Origin of the sequence: Clostridium hydrogenum (assembly GCF_021432385.1) — a bacterium.
Lineage (GTDB): Bacteria > Bacillota > Clostridia > Clostridiales > Clostridiaceae > Clostridium_S > Clostridium_S hydrogenum.
The window spans coordinates 447035-461892 of record NZ_JAEACT010000002.1; the positions used below are offsets into that span (position 1 = coordinate 447035).

14 protein-coding genes are annotated in these 14858 nt (G+C 30.4%); 7 read left to right on the top strand and 7 right to left on the bottom strand.

Annotation, left to right across the window (positions count from 1 at the left end; translation table 11 throughout):
- Nucleotides 1-101: 101 nt before the first annotated feature.
- A complete protein-coding gene (locus tag CUEA01_RS02095) occupies nt 102-1298 on the bottom strand; it encodes a glycosyltransferase family 4 protein (protein WP_234117475.1) in 1197 nt (398 codons plus the stop codon).
- Nucleotides 1299-1422: 124 nt separating this feature from the next.
- Complete coding sequence (locus CUEA01_RS02100; protein WP_234117476.1) at nt 1423-2796, bottom strand: NAD(P)/FAD-dependent oxidoreductase; 1374 nt, start codon at nt 2794-2796, stop codon at nt 1423-1425.
- Nucleotides 2797-2980: 184 nt separating this feature from the next.
- Here CUEA01_RS02100 and pgsA point away from each other — a divergent pair, with 184 nt between their 5' ends.
- Nucleotides 2981-3493, top strand: coding sequence for a CDP-diacylglycerol--glycerol-3-phosphate 3-phosphatidyltransferase (pgsA, locus tag CUEA01_RS02105; RefSeq protein WP_234117477.1), 513 nt, complete (start codon nt 2981-2983; stop codon nt 3491-3493).
- A 269-nt stretch (nt 3494-3762) separates the two neighbouring features.
- Here pgsA and CUEA01_RS02110 read toward each other — a convergent pair whose 3' ends face one another.
- Both CUEA01_RS02110 and CUEA01_RS02115 read right to left on the bottom strand, forming a co-directional pair.
- Nucleotides 3763-5658 (bottom strand): N-acetylmuramoyl-L-alanine amidase, encoded by a 1896-nt coding sequence (locus tag CUEA01_RS02110; RefSeq protein WP_234117478.1) that lies wholly within the window; start codon nt 5656-5658, stop codon nt 3763-3765.
- 515 nt (nt 5659-6173) lie between these two features.
- The gene (locus CUEA01_RS02115) at nt 6174-6719 is read right to left on the bottom strand and encodes an NADH peroxidase (RefSeq protein WP_234117479.1); all 546 of its coding nucleotides are present in this window, start codon (nt 6717-6719) and stop codon (nt 6174-6176) included.
- An 805-nt stretch (nt 6720-7524) separates the two neighbouring features.
- Between CUEA01_RS02115 and CUEA01_RS02120 the strand changes: the two genes are divergently transcribed.
- Entirely contained in the window at nt 7525-7770 is a 246-nt protein-coding gene (locus CUEA01_RS02120) for an AbrB/MazE/SpoVT family DNA-binding domain-containing protein (RefSeq protein ID WP_234117480.1), read from the top strand.
- 112 nt (nt 7771-7882) lie between these two features.
- Here CUEA01_RS02120 and CUEA01_RS02125 read toward each other — a convergent pair whose 3' ends face one another.
- Both CUEA01_RS02125 and CUEA01_RS02130 read right to left on the bottom strand, forming a co-directional pair.
- Complete coding sequence (locus tag CUEA01_RS02125) at nt 7883-8809, bottom strand: ribonuclease Z (protein WP_234117481.1); 927 nt, start codon at nt 8807-8809, stop codon at nt 7883-7885.
- Nucleotides 8810-8833: 24 nt separating this feature from the next.
- A complete protein-coding gene (locus tag CUEA01_RS02130; protein ID WP_234117482.1) occupies nt 8834-9784 on the bottom strand; it encodes an MraY family glycosyltransferase in 951 nt (316 codons plus the stop codon).
- 493 nt (nt 9785-10277) lie between these two features.
- Here CUEA01_RS02130 and queD point away from each other — a divergent pair, with 493 nt between their 5' ends.
- From queD to CUEA01_RS02155, 5 genes are all read left to right on the top strand, one after another.
- Nucleotides 10278-10700 (top strand): 6-carboxytetrahydropterin synthase QueD, encoded by a 423-nt coding sequence (gene queD, locus CUEA01_RS02135; RefSeq protein WP_234117483.1) that lies wholly within the window; start codon nt 10278-10280, stop codon nt 10698-10700.
- A 4-nt stretch (nt 10701-10704) separates the two neighbouring features.
- On the top strand, nt 10705-11370 hold the full coding sequence (gene queE, locus CUEA01_RS02140; RefSeq protein ID WP_234117484.1) for a putative 7-carboxy-7-deazaguanine synthase QueE: 666 nt from the start codon (nt 10705-10707) through the stop codon (nt 11368-11370).
- A 5-nt stretch (nt 11371-11375) separates the two neighbouring features.
- Nucleotides 11376-11963: a GTP cyclohydrolase I FolE gene (gene folE / locus CUEA01_RS02145; protein ID WP_234117485.1), complete on the top strand. Its 588-nt coding sequence runs from the start codon at nt 11376-11378 to the stop codon at nt 11961-11963.
- A 308-nt stretch (nt 11964-12271) separates the two neighbouring features.
- Nucleotides 12272-12955 (top strand): 7-cyano-7-deazaguanine synthase QueC, encoded by a 684-nt coding sequence (gene queC / locus CUEA01_RS02150; RefSeq protein WP_234117486.1) that lies wholly within the window; start codon nt 12272-12274, stop codon nt 12953-12955.
- Nucleotides 12956-13593: 638 nt separating this feature from the next.
- Nucleotides 13594-14172, top strand: a complete 579-nt coding sequence (locus CUEA01_RS02155; RefSeq protein WP_234117487.1) for a chloramphenicol phosphotransferase CPT family protein — start codon at nt 13594-13596, stop codon at nt 14170-14172.
- Nucleotides 14173-14298: 126 nt separating this feature from the next.
- Here CUEA01_RS02155 and CUEA01_RS02160 read toward each other — a convergent pair whose 3' ends face one another.
- Nucleotides 14299-14853: an NUDIX hydrolase gene (locus tag CUEA01_RS02160; RefSeq protein ID WP_234117488.1), complete on the bottom strand. Its 555-nt coding sequence runs from the start codon at nt 14851-14853 to the stop codon at nt 14299-14301.
- Between the last annotated feature and the right edge of the window lie 5 nt (nt 14854-14858).

Below are 14858 nucleotides of genomic sequence, written 5' to 3' on the forward strand. Positions count from 1 at the left end.
TAACAAAAGATTATTTTACTCAAAGTTTACCACAAATAAATATACCATAAAAAAGTCGTTTTGTCTTTAGTTTTCAACAAAAAATCGAATATTTATTATATTTATCCAAATATTGTTCGTAACAAGTGAGAACTGTGATCATCATCTTTTTTTTCATTAAGGACTTCATTATAAATTTCAAGAACCCTTTTTCCAAAGTTTTCTGTTGAATACAATTTAGACTTTTCAATTGCATTAGCACTTATAGTCTCTCTTACCCCTTTATCAGATACTATTTTTTGTATTTCAAAAACGAACTGTTCCTTATTATCATATGTGTACCCAGTTTCACCGTTAATGACTAAATCCTTTATACACAAATCCCATTTGCATATAACTGGACAACCACTTGCAAGAGATTCAATATACGTAAGTCCTTGAGATTCACTTTTAGATGCTGTAACAAAAGCAATTCCAAGTTTATAGTATTTTTGAACTTCTTCAACATCAATCATTCCTGTGAATTTAACACTATCTTGTATTTGAAGTTCTGCAACAAGTTCTTTAAGATTAGAAATATATGGCCCCCCACCTACAATTAACAGCTTAAGCTTAGGCATGGGTTTTAATACTTCTTTAAACAATTTAATTACTTCATCTATATTTTTTTCCTCTGCTATTCTTCCAACATAAATAATTATATCATCAGCAAGGGTTAACCCATATTTATTTAGAATTGATTCCTTTTCTTCCAAAGTTAAATTCTTACTAAATTTGTTTATATCAATTCCCGTTGGTGCTATTTTTATACCTGTTCGTATCCCATAACTGCTCAAGGACTCCTTAACTTTTTCAGTTGGTGCTATTATTTCATCAAAGGTATTAAACAGTAGCTTTATTAATCTAGACATAGTGCCCTTTCCTATAACTTTTCCCTTTAAAAAATACTGCAGATAGTCTTCATACATAGTGTGATAGGTGTGTATTTGTGGTATATTTAGCTTTCTCTTTATGTATTTTGCCACAATCATAGTAGAAAACTCTGTTTGAGAATGTATAATATCTGGACCCCACTCTATTAATTGCCTTATTATTTTATTTCCAAAGGGCCTTATAATTTTAGCTTGAGGATATACTCTTACAAATCTAGAATTTAAATAATATACATCTCCCTCTACATGCTGTTTACCATCATAAGATAAAGCAAGTATTTTAACATCATTCCCCGCCGCTTTTAACTGTTTGTATAAGTTATTAATAGAAATAACAACTCCATTTATCATAGGATAATACGTATCTGTCGTAATTAAAATTTTCATTTTGCTTCACCTGCCCTTCTTGCCTAACTTATATTTTAACCAAACTTATTATAATCAATGCACAATATAGTATATATCATAATTCTTATATTCAGTTAATACAATTCTTAAAATTTTCTTAAAATTATTCTTTAATCTTTGCAAGTAGCCTTCCAACATAAACTCCACTTGCAGCTGCTTGTGATAGAGAATGTGTAACTCCAGAACCGTCTCCAAGTATATACAAGCCTTTAATAACTGTTTCAAGATTGGAATCTACCTCTACTTTTGAATTATAAAACTTAACTTCAACACCATAAAGAAGTGTATCCTCATTAGCTGTACCAGGCGCTATATTGTTTAATGCATAAATCATTTCTATAATATCATCGAGTTGCCTCTTAGGTATTACAAGAGCTAAATCGCCTGGAGTCGCTTTTAAAGTTGGTATAGTAAAACTTTTCTCCATTCTTCTTTCATTGCTTCTTCTTCCATTAACTAAGTCACCAAATCTTTGAACAATAACTCCTCCACCAAGCATATTACTAAGTCTAGCTATGGACTCTCCATATTCATTACTATTTTTAAAAGGTTCCGTAAACCGGTTGGATACAAGAAGTGCAAAGTTAGTATTACTAGTAAGAAGTTCTGGATTTGAATAACTATGCCCGTTTACGGTTATTATCCCATTTGTATTTTCAGTTACCACTTCTCCGTGAGGATTCATACAAAAGGTTCTAACCATATCTCCATATTTTTTTGTCTTATATATTATTTTACTTTCATATACCTTATCAGTTATGTGCTCAAATACCTCTGCTGGCAATTCTACACGTACACCAATATCAACTCTATTGCTTTCTGTTCTTATTTTAAGTTTAGAACACACTTTGGAAATCCATTTTGATCCAGAACGCCCCGTTGCTAATATTAATTTTTTTGAATTATATGTTTCTTTATCAGTTGCCACCTCAAATCCATCGTTTTTATTAATTACATCCTTTACCTCTGTATCAAAAATTATTTCTATTCTTTCATTTAAATATTTAAAAATGTTACCCATTATAACTACATTTCTATCTGTTCCTAAATGCCTTACCTTTGCATCAAGTAAATGTAAATCATGCTGTAAAGCCTTACTCTTAAGATTAGAATTATTTGTTGAATAAAGTTTAGCATCTTCTCCTCCCATGCTACATAAAACTTTATCAACATAATTCATTAATTCTAATGCCTCATTATATCCTAGATATTTATATAGTTCTCCGCCAAAGTTATTTGTTATATTGTATTTACCATCTGACAAACTTCCTGCTCCACCATATCCATTCATTATATTACAAATTGGGCATTGAATACATGTTTTTATTTTTTTACCATCTATAGGGCAAATTCTCTTATCTAAACTGTGACCTTTTTCTATCATCAATATCTTTAAATTTGAATTAATCTTTACAAGTTCATATGCAGCAAAAATCCCACTGGCTCCTGCCCCAACAATAATTATATCATAATTCATAAAAAAACCTCCTAAATATTTGTTATATAAATACTAAGTTTCAGGTGGTTTATCTTTAACCATCTTAGCAAAGCAAAATAATGTAGTCAACATAATTTACCAATTGTTAATGAATCTAATCCTTAATATTTTATTTAATAAATGTAAATAATATAGACATACAGATAAACTAGAGGTGTCGATTATGAATATAGCTAATGTTCTTACTATTTTTAGATTCATCTTAATTCCATATTTTATATTTGTGTTTTTTTCCAATTCTTCAAACAGCCTATATCTTTCTGTAATTATTTTCTTCGCTGCTGGTTTTACAGATATACTTGATGGATATATAGCTAGAAATTTTAATATGGTAACTAAAATTGGAACTGTTCTTGATCCATTAGCAGATAAACTTATGCTAATTACTGTATTAAGTTGTTTTACTTTAAAAAATTATATACCCATGTTTATCATAATAATATTATTAATTAAAGAGTTATCAATGATACTAACTGGAATACTTCTTTATCAACAAAATATAATTATACCTGCTAATATATTTGGTAAAGCCTCTACATTTCTATTTTATATTTCTATATTATTTATTGTTTTTAGTAAAGTTTTGGGCATAATTTTATTATACTCCGCCACACTAACTACCTTAATAGCTTATGTAAATTATTTTTTTATATTTATGAAAAAGCGACAAATGTAAGGATGAGAAGTAAAAGTGTTCTGAAACATTAAATAAAAGCAATAAATCTAAGAGAAATATTCTTAAAATCCTAAGAACTTTCAATAACTCACTAACGTTCAAACAAATTGAAAGTTCTAAGTCTTTTAAGAATATTTCTCTAAGATTTATAAGCTTTTATTTAAATTGTTTCAAAACACTCTTACTTCTCATTTACAGTGGTTTAAGGATGATTTTCTGCTTCAGCAGAAAATCTTAAAAATAATAAGTTATAAAATTTTTCGCATGTTTTAATTCGACCCTAAATATTTTAATATTCCATCAGCAATGGCCTCAGCTGCTTTATCTCTAAATGATGCATCATTCAGCTCCTGTTCTTCTTTATCATTAGTTATAAATGCAACATCCGTAACTACAGCTGGTGCATTTGTATTTTGAAGTACTGTATAAGTTCCAGTTTTTACGCCCCTGTTATATGTACCTAAATCATTAACTAGCTCATTTTGAATAGAATTTGCGAGTGCCTGTCCATTTGAGCTGCCTGGATAATAATAAGTTTCAGTTCCATATGCATTGTTTGCTGTATAACTATTTACGTCAATTGATACAAATAAATTTGAATTCGCGGTATTTGCTACATTGCATCTTGTTTGAGAATCCTCTGTTTGATCTGTAGTTCTTGTATAAATCACATTTACATTATGTTGCTTTAATATATTTCCAACTTCAAGTGCAATATCTAAGTTTATATTTTTTGCAACAGTACCGCTTTGACCAGTAGCCCCCGAATCATCTCCACCGTGTGCCGCATCTATAGTTATAGTATAATTTGTTTGAGGACTTGGAATATTGGAAGCCTTGGTTGTAAAATTCATAATAGTTAAAGCCTTTAACGCTTTGCCACTATCTGATTTAACTCCATTTGTTACTTCTATAGTGTATTTTTCGCCATTTTCATACCCTGAACTAGGCGGACTAACTATAACTTCATTAGTATTTTCATCATATGATATACCAACATTGACTATATTATTATTGTTATCATAAACCAATATAGTCTTAGAATTTACAGTTGATGCATCTACTTTTGAATTAAATTTTATACTCCAAGTTTTTGTAGTGTCCACATCTGTTTTTGAAGCTATAATATTAGCTTGTGAGCTTATACCCGTATTTACGTTCACATTTACTTCCTTATAGCAATTACTGCCGTCATTTCCCGCAGCAAATACTTTTATTTTATGCGCTCCCTCACTTAAATTGGCTATATAATCAAATCCACTATTTGCAGCATTTGAATATTGAGAGTATTGATTTGCTAAATCTGGTGTTGGTAAATTGCTGTCAACCGATTTAACAAATTTTCCATCAACATATATATCTACATTTTTCACTCCTGAGGTATTAAGCGCCCAGCCTTTTAAATCCAATGAATTACTTGAATACGTCTGTCCATCGCTTATTCCCAAATTAATCTCAGGCTCACAATCAACTTTTTTACCTAATATTGTAGCAAATGCTGGACCGCTTATATCCATATCAACTGCTCCATTTATACCAGGTACTTGCCCATTTTCATCATACTGCCATATAGCATAAGTTCCCCATAGAGGAGTTTTAGGACTTTGCACTCCATAATTAGCTATCCACAAGGGATATTTTGTTATTTTAGAATTTAAATAACTATTTATGTAGCTAGGATTACAATATATAATAGCTGGTGCTATTGACGATACACTATCTAAAAATGCCAAACATGCATCCGTCATATCTCCACTGCACTGCTGTTCAAAATCCAGTACTACAAAATCCACATTTGCTGGGCAATTTTGTTTAAAAAAGTTAGCTTCTTGAATTGCTCCTGCCTTATCCGTGAATCTCGCAAAATGGTACGCCCCAGCAATAAGTCCATTACTCTTTGTATTTGCTATATTTTGTTTACCATATGGATCAACATAAGTGGTACCTTCTGTTATTTTAGAAATTACAAAGCTGTATCCAGCATTTTTTACCTTATTAATATCTACAACTCCAGCCCAATTACTTATATCTACCCCCTTATATTGAGTTTGTGTAGCTGCTTGTACAAAATTTGTCGGAATAAACATGAATACAATAACAATTAATGCCGTGAAAAATACCATTAATATTTTGCTGCTTACTACTGTGGGACCTTTTCTTAACATTTCATCATCTCCATAATAAAGTCTACTAATTAAACACTTAATTTAAATTTTAGATTATATTTCATAAAGACTCAAGTTAAAATCTTATATTTTTATTATCGTAACTATTTTTATTTTTCTATAATTACTTGGGGCATTACAAAAATACTTATTTACAATCTTAAATTATTGCGAACTAACTAAACCAAAGTACAAAGTATAAAGTACAGAGTACAAAGAAGGATGATTTTCTTTCCGCTTTGCTAAAGAAAATCTTAAAACTTATTTTGATTGCTTACGCAATCGCAATATTGATGTTGCTCAGCGAAGCTGACAACATTTAAGTTTAAGATTTGCCTGACGTAAGGAAAGGTAAATCTTCCTTCTTTGTACTTTATACTTTGTACTTTGAAAAAAGGTTCGCAATGTTTAAAAATTATACCTAAACTATTTTCCAGTTCATCACCACAAAAAAGCGAGCATATCAAGGCGATATAAAACCACCCTAATATGCTCGCTTTTAAATAAAGTTGCCTTTATTTGAAATATCTGTTTAATAATCCTGTAAATGCCGAACCGTGTCTTGCTTCATCTTTGCACATTTCATGTACTGTATCATGGATTGCATCATAATTAAGTTTCTTTGCAAGTGTAGCTAATTCTTTCTTTCCTTCACAAGCACCTTTTTCTGCATCTACTCTTAATTGAAGATTCTTCTTAGTATCTGGGAAAACAACTTCTCCTAGAAGTTCTGCAAACTTAGCAGCATGTTCTGCTTCTTCAAATGCAATTCTCTTATAAGCTTCTGCAATTTCTGGGAAGCCTTCTCTATCAGCCTGTCTTGACATTGCTAAATACATACCAACTTCTGTACACTCTCCAGTAAAATTAGCTCTTAATCCTTCTAATACTTCTTTATCAACGCCTGCAGCAACACCTATTTTGTGTTCGTCTGCCCAGCCTTCTTTTTCTTCTGTAACTTCTACAAATTTATCTTTTCCTGCACCACATACTGGACACTTTTCTGGTGCTTCATCCCCTGTATAGATATAACCACAAACAACACATTTAAATTTTTTCATTTTTAATTTCCTCCCTTTAATCTTCTATATTAATTTTAAATTTATTTGCCTTTGACAATTATTATTATACAATAGTAATTATCCATTTGCAATAGTTATTTTAAAATTTTTTTTATTTTTTATAAATATAAAGATAAATTACAATTTATCGAACAGAGTACAAAGTACAAAGTACAGAGTACAAAGAAGGATGATTTACCTTTCGTTTTACTCAGGCAAATCTTAAACTTAAATGGTATCAGCTTCGCTGAGTGCCATCGATGGCACGATTGCGCAGCAATAAAAAAATAAGTTTTCAGATTTTTCGTAGTGCTAACGGAGAAAAATCATCCTTTATTGTACTTTGTACTCTGTACTTTGTACTTTGGCTTCTCCTCGACAAATTGTAATTTAATAGAATGAGTTTATCATTAGCAATTTCAATTTCCCAGCTTGTCTACATTATATAGATATACCAACTATTGAAATTGATGTGCACCATAATGCCTAGAAAACGGCATTTTGGTACAAATGAATTTCAAGTTTCACAGTGGTTTATCTTTAAACGATTTCAACAAGCAGACATTATTTCACTAATTCAAAATCTTAAGAATTATCAATCATTTTGTCTATATTATACCATTAAATTCATCTATATACAATTATAAACATTGATTATAATAACATATATACATATGTGTACTATATTATTAATAAATATCTATTTTTATTAAACTATGTTGAAAAATATTATTGACTTATAATGTAAAGTTTGCTATGATTAAGTGCAAAGAGTCGAATTTTGTAGTATGAAAGGGGTAAAAAAATGAAATCAACAGGTGTAGTTAGAAAAGTAGATGAACTTGGCAGAATCGTAATTCCTATGGAGCTTAGAAGAACATTCGAAATAGCAGAAAAAGATCCTTTAGAAATCTATGTTGATGGTGAACAAATCATATTGAAAAAATATGAACCTGCTTGCATATTTTGCGGAGACGCAAAGGATGTAGTTAATTACAAAGGCAAAAACATATGTAAGAGCTGCATGGAAGAATTGAAATTAAGCAAATAAATTTAAGAAGATATCAAGTTTTCTTAAACTGTGGTGATTTTTAACAAAATCATCTAAATATCTAAAAGGCTGAGTTTTATCAGCCTTTTTTTTATAGATTAATTTATTTAGACTATGTTTTAAAATTTATACTTTTAAATTTTCTATCTATACCTAAATGTGTATTTTTAAAAATGTTAACTGCATTTTCCAAATACCTCTCAGGATCACTTAATGATGGACTTAAATGTGTAAGCCAAAGTTCATCTACATTAGCCGCTTTTGCTATTTGAGCTGCTTCCGAAAAAAGCATATGCCTATTTTCAACCGCCTTATTATATTTATCATCTTCCCCATACATTCCTTCACATATAAATAAATCAGACTCCGATACAAAAATAGGAAGTTTCCCTGTAGGTCTTGTATCTGTACAATACGAAACTTTAATTCCTCTTCTGTCTTGACCAAGTACCATTTCAGGTGTATACGTTTTACCTTCTAAACTAACAATATTTCCATTTTGAAGTACACTCCATAGCTTCTTAGGAACATTATTCTCTATAGCTTTCTCCGGATTAAACCGCTTTTTTCTATTGAAATTTAATGAATAAGCCAAGCAATATGTACTATGATTAACTGGAAGTGCATTTATTATTACATCATTTATTGTAAAAACTTTATCTTCAAAATTATCATTATCAATGCAGTCAAATTCTACAAGTTTAACTTCATAAGGAAGAATTGGTGCAATTACTGTAAGTCCAGAAAAAACTTCTTTTAACCCATTAGGACCTATTATTGTAAGTGGCAGCTCTCTTCCTGAATTTGCAATTGTAAGCAACAAACCAGTAAGACCCATTACGTGGTCAGCATGATAATGAGTAAAACATATTACATCTATATTTTTGAAACCCCAGCCAACCATCTTCATTGAAACTTGGTTTCCTTCTCCGCAATCAATCAATATTTTTCTGCCATTATATGATACTAAAAGTGAAGTTAAGCCTCTTTCTGGCGTTGGAAGACTTCCTCCACATCCAAGAAGACACACATCAACCATATCTAAAGCTTCCTTTCATAACACCTATATTCTAAGTAATAGCAGTATTATAGAAAATAAACACAAACATGTACTTATAAGACATATGAAACTTACAACTTGAACTTCATTCATTCCCTTTGATTCAAGTCTATAATGCATTTGGCTTCTATCTGCTTTATAAATAGGTTTACCCTCTATAAATCTTTTAAGTATAACAAATATACTGTCAAATATAGGAACGCCAAGTGCCAAAATTGGAATAAATATTGATATTACTGTTGTTTGTTTGAATGCACCATCCAATGCAATTATTGAGAGCATAAATCCTAAAAAGTTTGCTCCAGAATCACCGATAAAAATTTGTGCTGGATGCTTATTATATCTTAAAAAGCCAAGGACAACTCCTACAAGCAGTATAGACATTGCTGCCGAACCTGACTGCCCTTTTACCATTGCCACAATAAAAAGAGTAATACCAGAAATAACTGACAAACTACCTGCAAGCCCATCCATTCCATCGCACCAATTAATAACTGTAGTTACCCCTACAATCCAAATTACACTAAGTAAATATCTAAAAACTTGAGGAAGTACTACATATGTATGAGTAAATGGATTGTTATATCCAGAAAATACAATTCCAGCCTTATAAACTAGAGTCGCCGCTGCTATCTGCACTACAAGTCGTGGTACTATACCAAATTCACGGCTTTTTGTTTTATACCAATCATCTACTAAACCTATTACAATTACCATTATGGCTGCAATTAAAACATAAAAAAACTTTTTATTAAACGGCCTTATAAACGCAATATATCCTATAACAAATCCTATGAATATCCCTATTCCACCAAGGAGCGGCATTGGCTTCACATGTTTCTTTCTCTTTGTAGGCAAATCGACAAAATTTATTTTAAAGGCCATTTTTTTCATAAGAGGCGTAATAGTAAATACACTTAAAAATCCTACTAAAAATATAAAGAAATACATCATGTTTATCTCTCCTCATAATTTAAGATGCTTAAATACATTATAACAGTATTTTTTTAAACTTCCATAAAAATTTTTCCATTTTCACTTACATGCTTGACTGAGTTATCAATTAAGTTTAAAATACTTCTTGAATATATAACAAGGCAATTAAGTATTAATGTAATTTAATTCATATATTTGCCTGAGACAGTTCGAAATCCATCCTGTCTATAAACAAAACCAGGGCTAACTAAATATATAGTAAAACTACCACTAAGCTTAAACTTTCTATTCATAAATAAGTTTTTCCAAAAATATTTTTTTCAATCTAAAGCTTTTAAGTGGTTTCGCTATATAGATAAACCAAAATTCATGTGCACCATAATGCCAAGAATACGGCATTTTGGTACAAATAAATTTGAAGTTTCAATGTGGTTTATCTTTATTTAATTAGATGGTTTTAGTTTTAGGGCAGATGCCCTTTTTTTTATTGCTAAAATCAGGAGGTTAAATAATGTATATTTTAAAAATTGAACATAGTTTTGATAGCTCACATTTTCTAAAAGGTTATGATGGAAAATGCAGCAACATTCATGGTCACCGGTGGAAAATAGAAGTAGAAGTACAGGCTGCTAACCTAATTAATGGTGGACAACTTGATGGTATGGTTGAAGACTTTGGTGTGTTAAAAAAGGACTTAAAAAAAATGATAGATTTTTATGATCATTCACTTATAATTGAAAAAGATAGTTTAAGAGCTCTAACGCTTAAATGTCTTATGGAAGATGGTTTTAAAATTATAACTCTTAATTTTAGACCTACCGCAGAAAACTTCTCTAAATTCTTTTTTAGTAAAGTAAAAGAGCTTGGTTACTGCCCAAGAAAAGTTACGGTTTATGAAACGCCTAATAATAGTGCAACTTATATGGAGGATTAAAATAATGAATTTTAAAGTTGTAGAAAAATTTATAAGTATAAATGGAGAAGGACGTCTTTCTGGAAAACTAGCTACATTTATACGATTTGCCGGTTGCAATTTAAATTGCGATTATTGTGATACAAAATGGGCAAATAAGCAAGAAGTTAAATATGAATTAATGACTGAATATAATATATATTCTTATATAAAAGAAACTGGAATTAAAAATGTAACTTTAACTGGTGGAGAACCTTTACTTCAAAAGGGAATATTTGATCTGCTAAAAATCTTATCTACGGATAATAATATATATGTAGAAATAGAAACTAACGGAAGCATAGACTTAAGTAAATTTTTAATAGATAAAAACCCACCAAGCTTCACAATGGACTATAAACTTCAAGGGAGCGGTATGGAAAATTTCATGTTAACTTCAAATTTCAACTATCTTGGTAAAAACGATGTTGTAAAATTTGTTGTAAGTTCCTTAAACGATCTTGAAAGAGCAAAAGAAATTATTTACAAATATAAACTTATTGAAAAAACAAATGTATATTTAAGTCCCGTTTTTGGAAAAATTTCTCCGGAAATAATTGTTGAATTTATGAAAACTAACAGGCTAAATGATATTACTTTTCAAATACAAATTCATAAAGTCATATGGAATCCAAATAAGAGAGGAGTTTAATAATTATGGCTATTGATACAAAAGCAATTGAAGAACATATCAAAGGAATTCTCATAGCTCTTGGTGACAACCCTGACCGCGAAGGTCTTAAGGATACCCCAAAGAGAGTTGCTAAAATGTACGAAGAAGTATTTAAAGGCATGGAATACTCTAACGATGAAATTGCAGACATGTTCAATAAGACTTTTGAAGAAGATCTTAGTGATTCTGAAAACGAAAGTGATATAGTTCTTGTTAAAGATATTGAAATATTTAGTCACTGTGAACATCATATGACACTTATGTATAATATGAAGGTTGCTGTAGCTTATATTCCAAATAAAAAACTTATTGGTCTCAGTAAAATTGCTAGAATTGCAGACATGGTTTCAAGGCGCCTTCAACTCCAAGAAAGAATAGGAAAAGATATAGCTGAAATAATGCAAAAGGTAACTTCGTCAAAAGACATTGCTGTAATCATAGAAGGCGAACACGGCTGCATGACCTCAAGAGGAATAAGAAAAGCAGGAACAAAAACTACAACCATGACACTTAGAGGAAAATTTAAAACAGATGATTCTCTTGTAAATAAACTTATGGCATTATTACACTAATTCGCAATAAAAATTGTGGCTGTTGCACTAAAAATATTTAACCACAATTTAAATTTATTGCAAGCCAAATAAATCAGAGTACAGAGTACAGATGACAGAGTACAATGAAGGTGGATTTACCTTTTCTTACGTCAGGTAAATCTTAAACTTAAATGTTGTCAGCTTTGCTGAACACCATATATGATAGCATTACATAGGCACTCAAAAATAAGTTTTAAGATTTTCCGTAGCAAAGCGGAAGAAAATCATCCTTCACTGTACTTTGTACTCTGTACTCCGTACTCTGAAAAAAGGAAGGAAGTATATAAATGGAATTAACAATCAACAAAGACAAGGCAGTAGTAGTATTCAGCGGCGGACAAGATAGTACAACATGTTTATTTTGGGCAAAAAAAAGGTACAAAGAAGTTATTGCTGTATCCTTTAACTATAATCAAAAACATAAATTAGAACTTGAATGTGCAGCTGAAATCTGTAAAAAACACGGAGTAGAGCATCATATTTTAGACTTAAATCTTTTAAACCAATTAGCGCCAAATTCTCTTACTAGAACAGATATAGTCGTTGACAAAAATGCTCCAGCAGAAGGAACACCTAATACTTTTGTAGATGGAAGAAACCTTCTTTTTCTAACTTTTGTTGCTATTTTTGCAAAACAAAGAGGCATAAGCACTATAATCACAGGAGTTTCTCAAAGCGACTTTAGTGGATATCCTGATTGTAGAGATGTTTTCATAAAATCTTTAAATGTAACTTTAAATTTAGCTATGAATTATCAATTTGTTATAGAAACTCCTCTTATGTGGATTAATAAAGCTGAAACTTGGAAGCTAGCAGATGATTTAGGGGTTCTTGATATCGTTAAAAATGAGACCTTGACTTGTTACAATGGAATTAAGGGGAATGGCTGCGGAGAATGCCCTGCCTGCAAACTTAGAAAACATGGGTATGTAGAATTTAAGAAAATGTACAAGAACTCTGATAAACAATAAATCAGACAAGTGAGAAAAAAATATTTGATTTTTATGATAAGGCTTTAGAATGATTACAAATTGATTATAAGAAGATGAAATTTGGTATGAATTTTTTAACCTTATATTAACTGCATATAGAATGGAATTACGAAGTCCAAGAGAATTTAAGAAAAGTGAAATGAGTAGGCTCAAATCATCTCTATTAATAATTTGTGCAAAACAGGATATATTTTTTCCGCCAAATAAAGTATTATCAAGAGCAAAAGATAGCTAATTAACCAATGATGAATTGACACTCTTAGATAAAATAGCAGAACTCACAACTAACGTAGATGCAAATTTTAATAAAATACGTGAAGTATACTTAACAAATAGTAGTTTTACTGTACCTCATGAGATAATCTCAAGATAATATCCTTTTAGTAATTATGTATAATACAAATATATGGTATAATATTCACAATTCATAATTGTAAATAGATGTACAAAATAGTAAATAACTAACCTATAACATCTACGTTATAATTTTTGAAAAATCTGCAAAGCAATAAAAGGAGATCATTGGGATGAATAATTGGATTAATACCTTCGCTAGAAAATAACACGGAGGTATAGAAAATTTACTATATCTCCATAATTGAGAGGAGATATAAAAAATGAAAAAAGGAACTATTATATTACTAAACGGAGTCTCAAGTGCTGGAAAATCAACACTTACTAAAGCCATACAAAGAAAGTTAGATACACCTTATTATCATATATGTTGTGATGACTTTATGAATATGACACCAAAGCATATACTAACTAGGGATTTTGATAATCAGTTATTGATAACCCAAGGAATTATGCATGAAACAATATTGTTGTTTAGTGAAAAAGGTCATAACGTTATAGTAGATGATGTTGTTTTAGATTTGCCAGATAAAAATGATTGGCTATATGAATATTCAGTTATTCTGCAAAACTCAAATGTTCTTTTTGTCAAGGTAAATTGCGGCTTAGATGAACTGAGACGACGAGAAATAAAAAGAGGCGATAGAAGTATAGGCCAATCGGAATGGCAATTAGGTAATATGGATAATTCTGTTATATATGACTTAGAAGTTGATACTTCTATAAACTCAACAGAAGTATGTGCTGACCAAATTATTTCTAAACTAAATGACAATTCAACTTGGGGTGCATTAAAGTTATTCAAAGAAAAAACTGAAAAATTTCGCCTTCAAAAAATTTAAGCATTACCCAAGTAATACATGTCCCTATGTTGCTTTTCGACTTCATGGAAATGATGCTATTGAAGGAACAAGTTTAAATAAGCTTTTATAAATCTTGATTCTAATTAAAAAAAATCCTTAGAACTTTCAATCTGTTTGTAGAGTAAGTGGGTGGTGGAATGCCACCTTCTCCTTAAATGCCACTCTTATTGCAATTAACGCACTAGTTTCCCTATATACCCAGCTATTTATGTCATTTTTATTTCTAAGAATTTCTTCATTTAAACGGATTGCTTCATCTAATGAAATCCAGACAGGTTTAAAATCTAGTTGCTCCTCATAATCATCTAATTGTTGTATGGTCTTATCCTTTGATATTTCACACTCATAATAATAAGAAGTCATTTCAAAGATAGAATTTTCATCCTTGTCATCAAACTTTCTTTCAGTAAAAACACCTATTTTATCCTTTACGTCACTAACTATATACCCTGCTTCTTCTCTAACTTCTCTTATTAATGTTTGATTATGGCTCTCTCCATTATTTGCTCCACCACCAGGAAATTTATAATCCCCCTTATTATTATGAACCATAAGAATGTCATTGCCACTCAAAATTACTGCTCTTACAGCATCTCTATGATTAATTTTAACTTTTTCTTTATCTACTTCCTGAATACCTGCTATGTAATTAAAAAACATAATAT

What these genes read in the sequence shown, in the direction of transcription:
- CUEA01_RS02115 (WP_234117479.1), bottom strand. Translation starts at nt 6,719, where the DNA reads ATGAAAAAATTTAAATGTGTTGTTTGTGGTTATATCTATACAGGGGAT.
- queE (WP_234117484.1), top strand. Translation starts at nt 10,705, where the DNA reads ATGAATTTTAAAGTTGTAGAAAAATTTATAAGTATAAATGGAGAAGGA.
- CUEA01_RS02155 (WP_234117487.1), top strand. Translation starts at nt 13,594, where the DNA reads ATGAAAAAAGGAACTATTATATTACTAAACGGAGTCTCAAGTGCTGGA.
- CUEA01_RS02100 (WP_234117476.1), bottom strand. Translation starts at nt 2,796, where the DNA reads ATGAATTATGATATAATTATTGTTGGGGCAGGAGCCAGTGGGATTTTT.
- CUEA01_RS02130 (WP_234117482.1), bottom strand. Translation starts at nt 9,784, where the DNA reads ATGATGTATTTCTTTATATTTTTAGTAGGATTTTTAAGTGTATTTACT.
- CUEA01_RS02120 (WP_234117480.1), top strand. Translation starts at nt 7,525, where the DNA reads ATGAAATCAACAGGTGTAGTTAGAAAAGTAGATGAACTTGGCAGAATC.
- CUEA01_RS02160 (WP_234117488.1), bottom strand. Translation starts at nt 14,853, where the DNA reads ATGTTTTTTAATTACATAGCAGGTATTCAGGAAGTAGATAAAGAAAAA.
- pgsA (WP_234117477.1), top strand. Translation starts at nt 2,981, where the DNA reads ATGAATATAGCTAATGTTCTTACTATTTTTAGATTCATCTTAATTCCA.
- queC (WP_234117486.1), top strand. Translation starts at nt 12,272, where the DNA reads ATGGAATTAACAATCAACAAAGACAAGGCAGTAGTAGTATTCAGCGGC.
- folE (WP_234117485.1), top strand. Translation starts at nt 11,376, where the DNA reads ATGGCTATTGATACAAAAGCAATTGAAGAACATATCAAAGGAATTCTC.
- CUEA01_RS02110 (WP_234117478.1), bottom strand. Translation starts at nt 5,658, where the DNA reads ATGTTAAGAAAAGGTCCCACAGTAGTAAGCAGCAAAATATTAATGGTA.
- CUEA01_RS02125 (WP_234117481.1), bottom strand. Translation starts at nt 8,809, where the DNA reads ATGGTTGATGTGTGTCTTCTTGGATGTGGAGGAAGTCTTCCAACGCCA.
- queD (WP_234117483.1), top strand. Translation starts at nt 10,278, where the DNA reads ATGTATATTTTAAAAATTGAACATAGTTTTGATAGCTCACATTTTCTA.
- CUEA01_RS02095 (WP_234117475.1), bottom strand. Translation starts at nt 1,298, where the DNA reads ATGAAAATTTTAATTACGACAGATACGTATTATCCTATGATAAATGGA.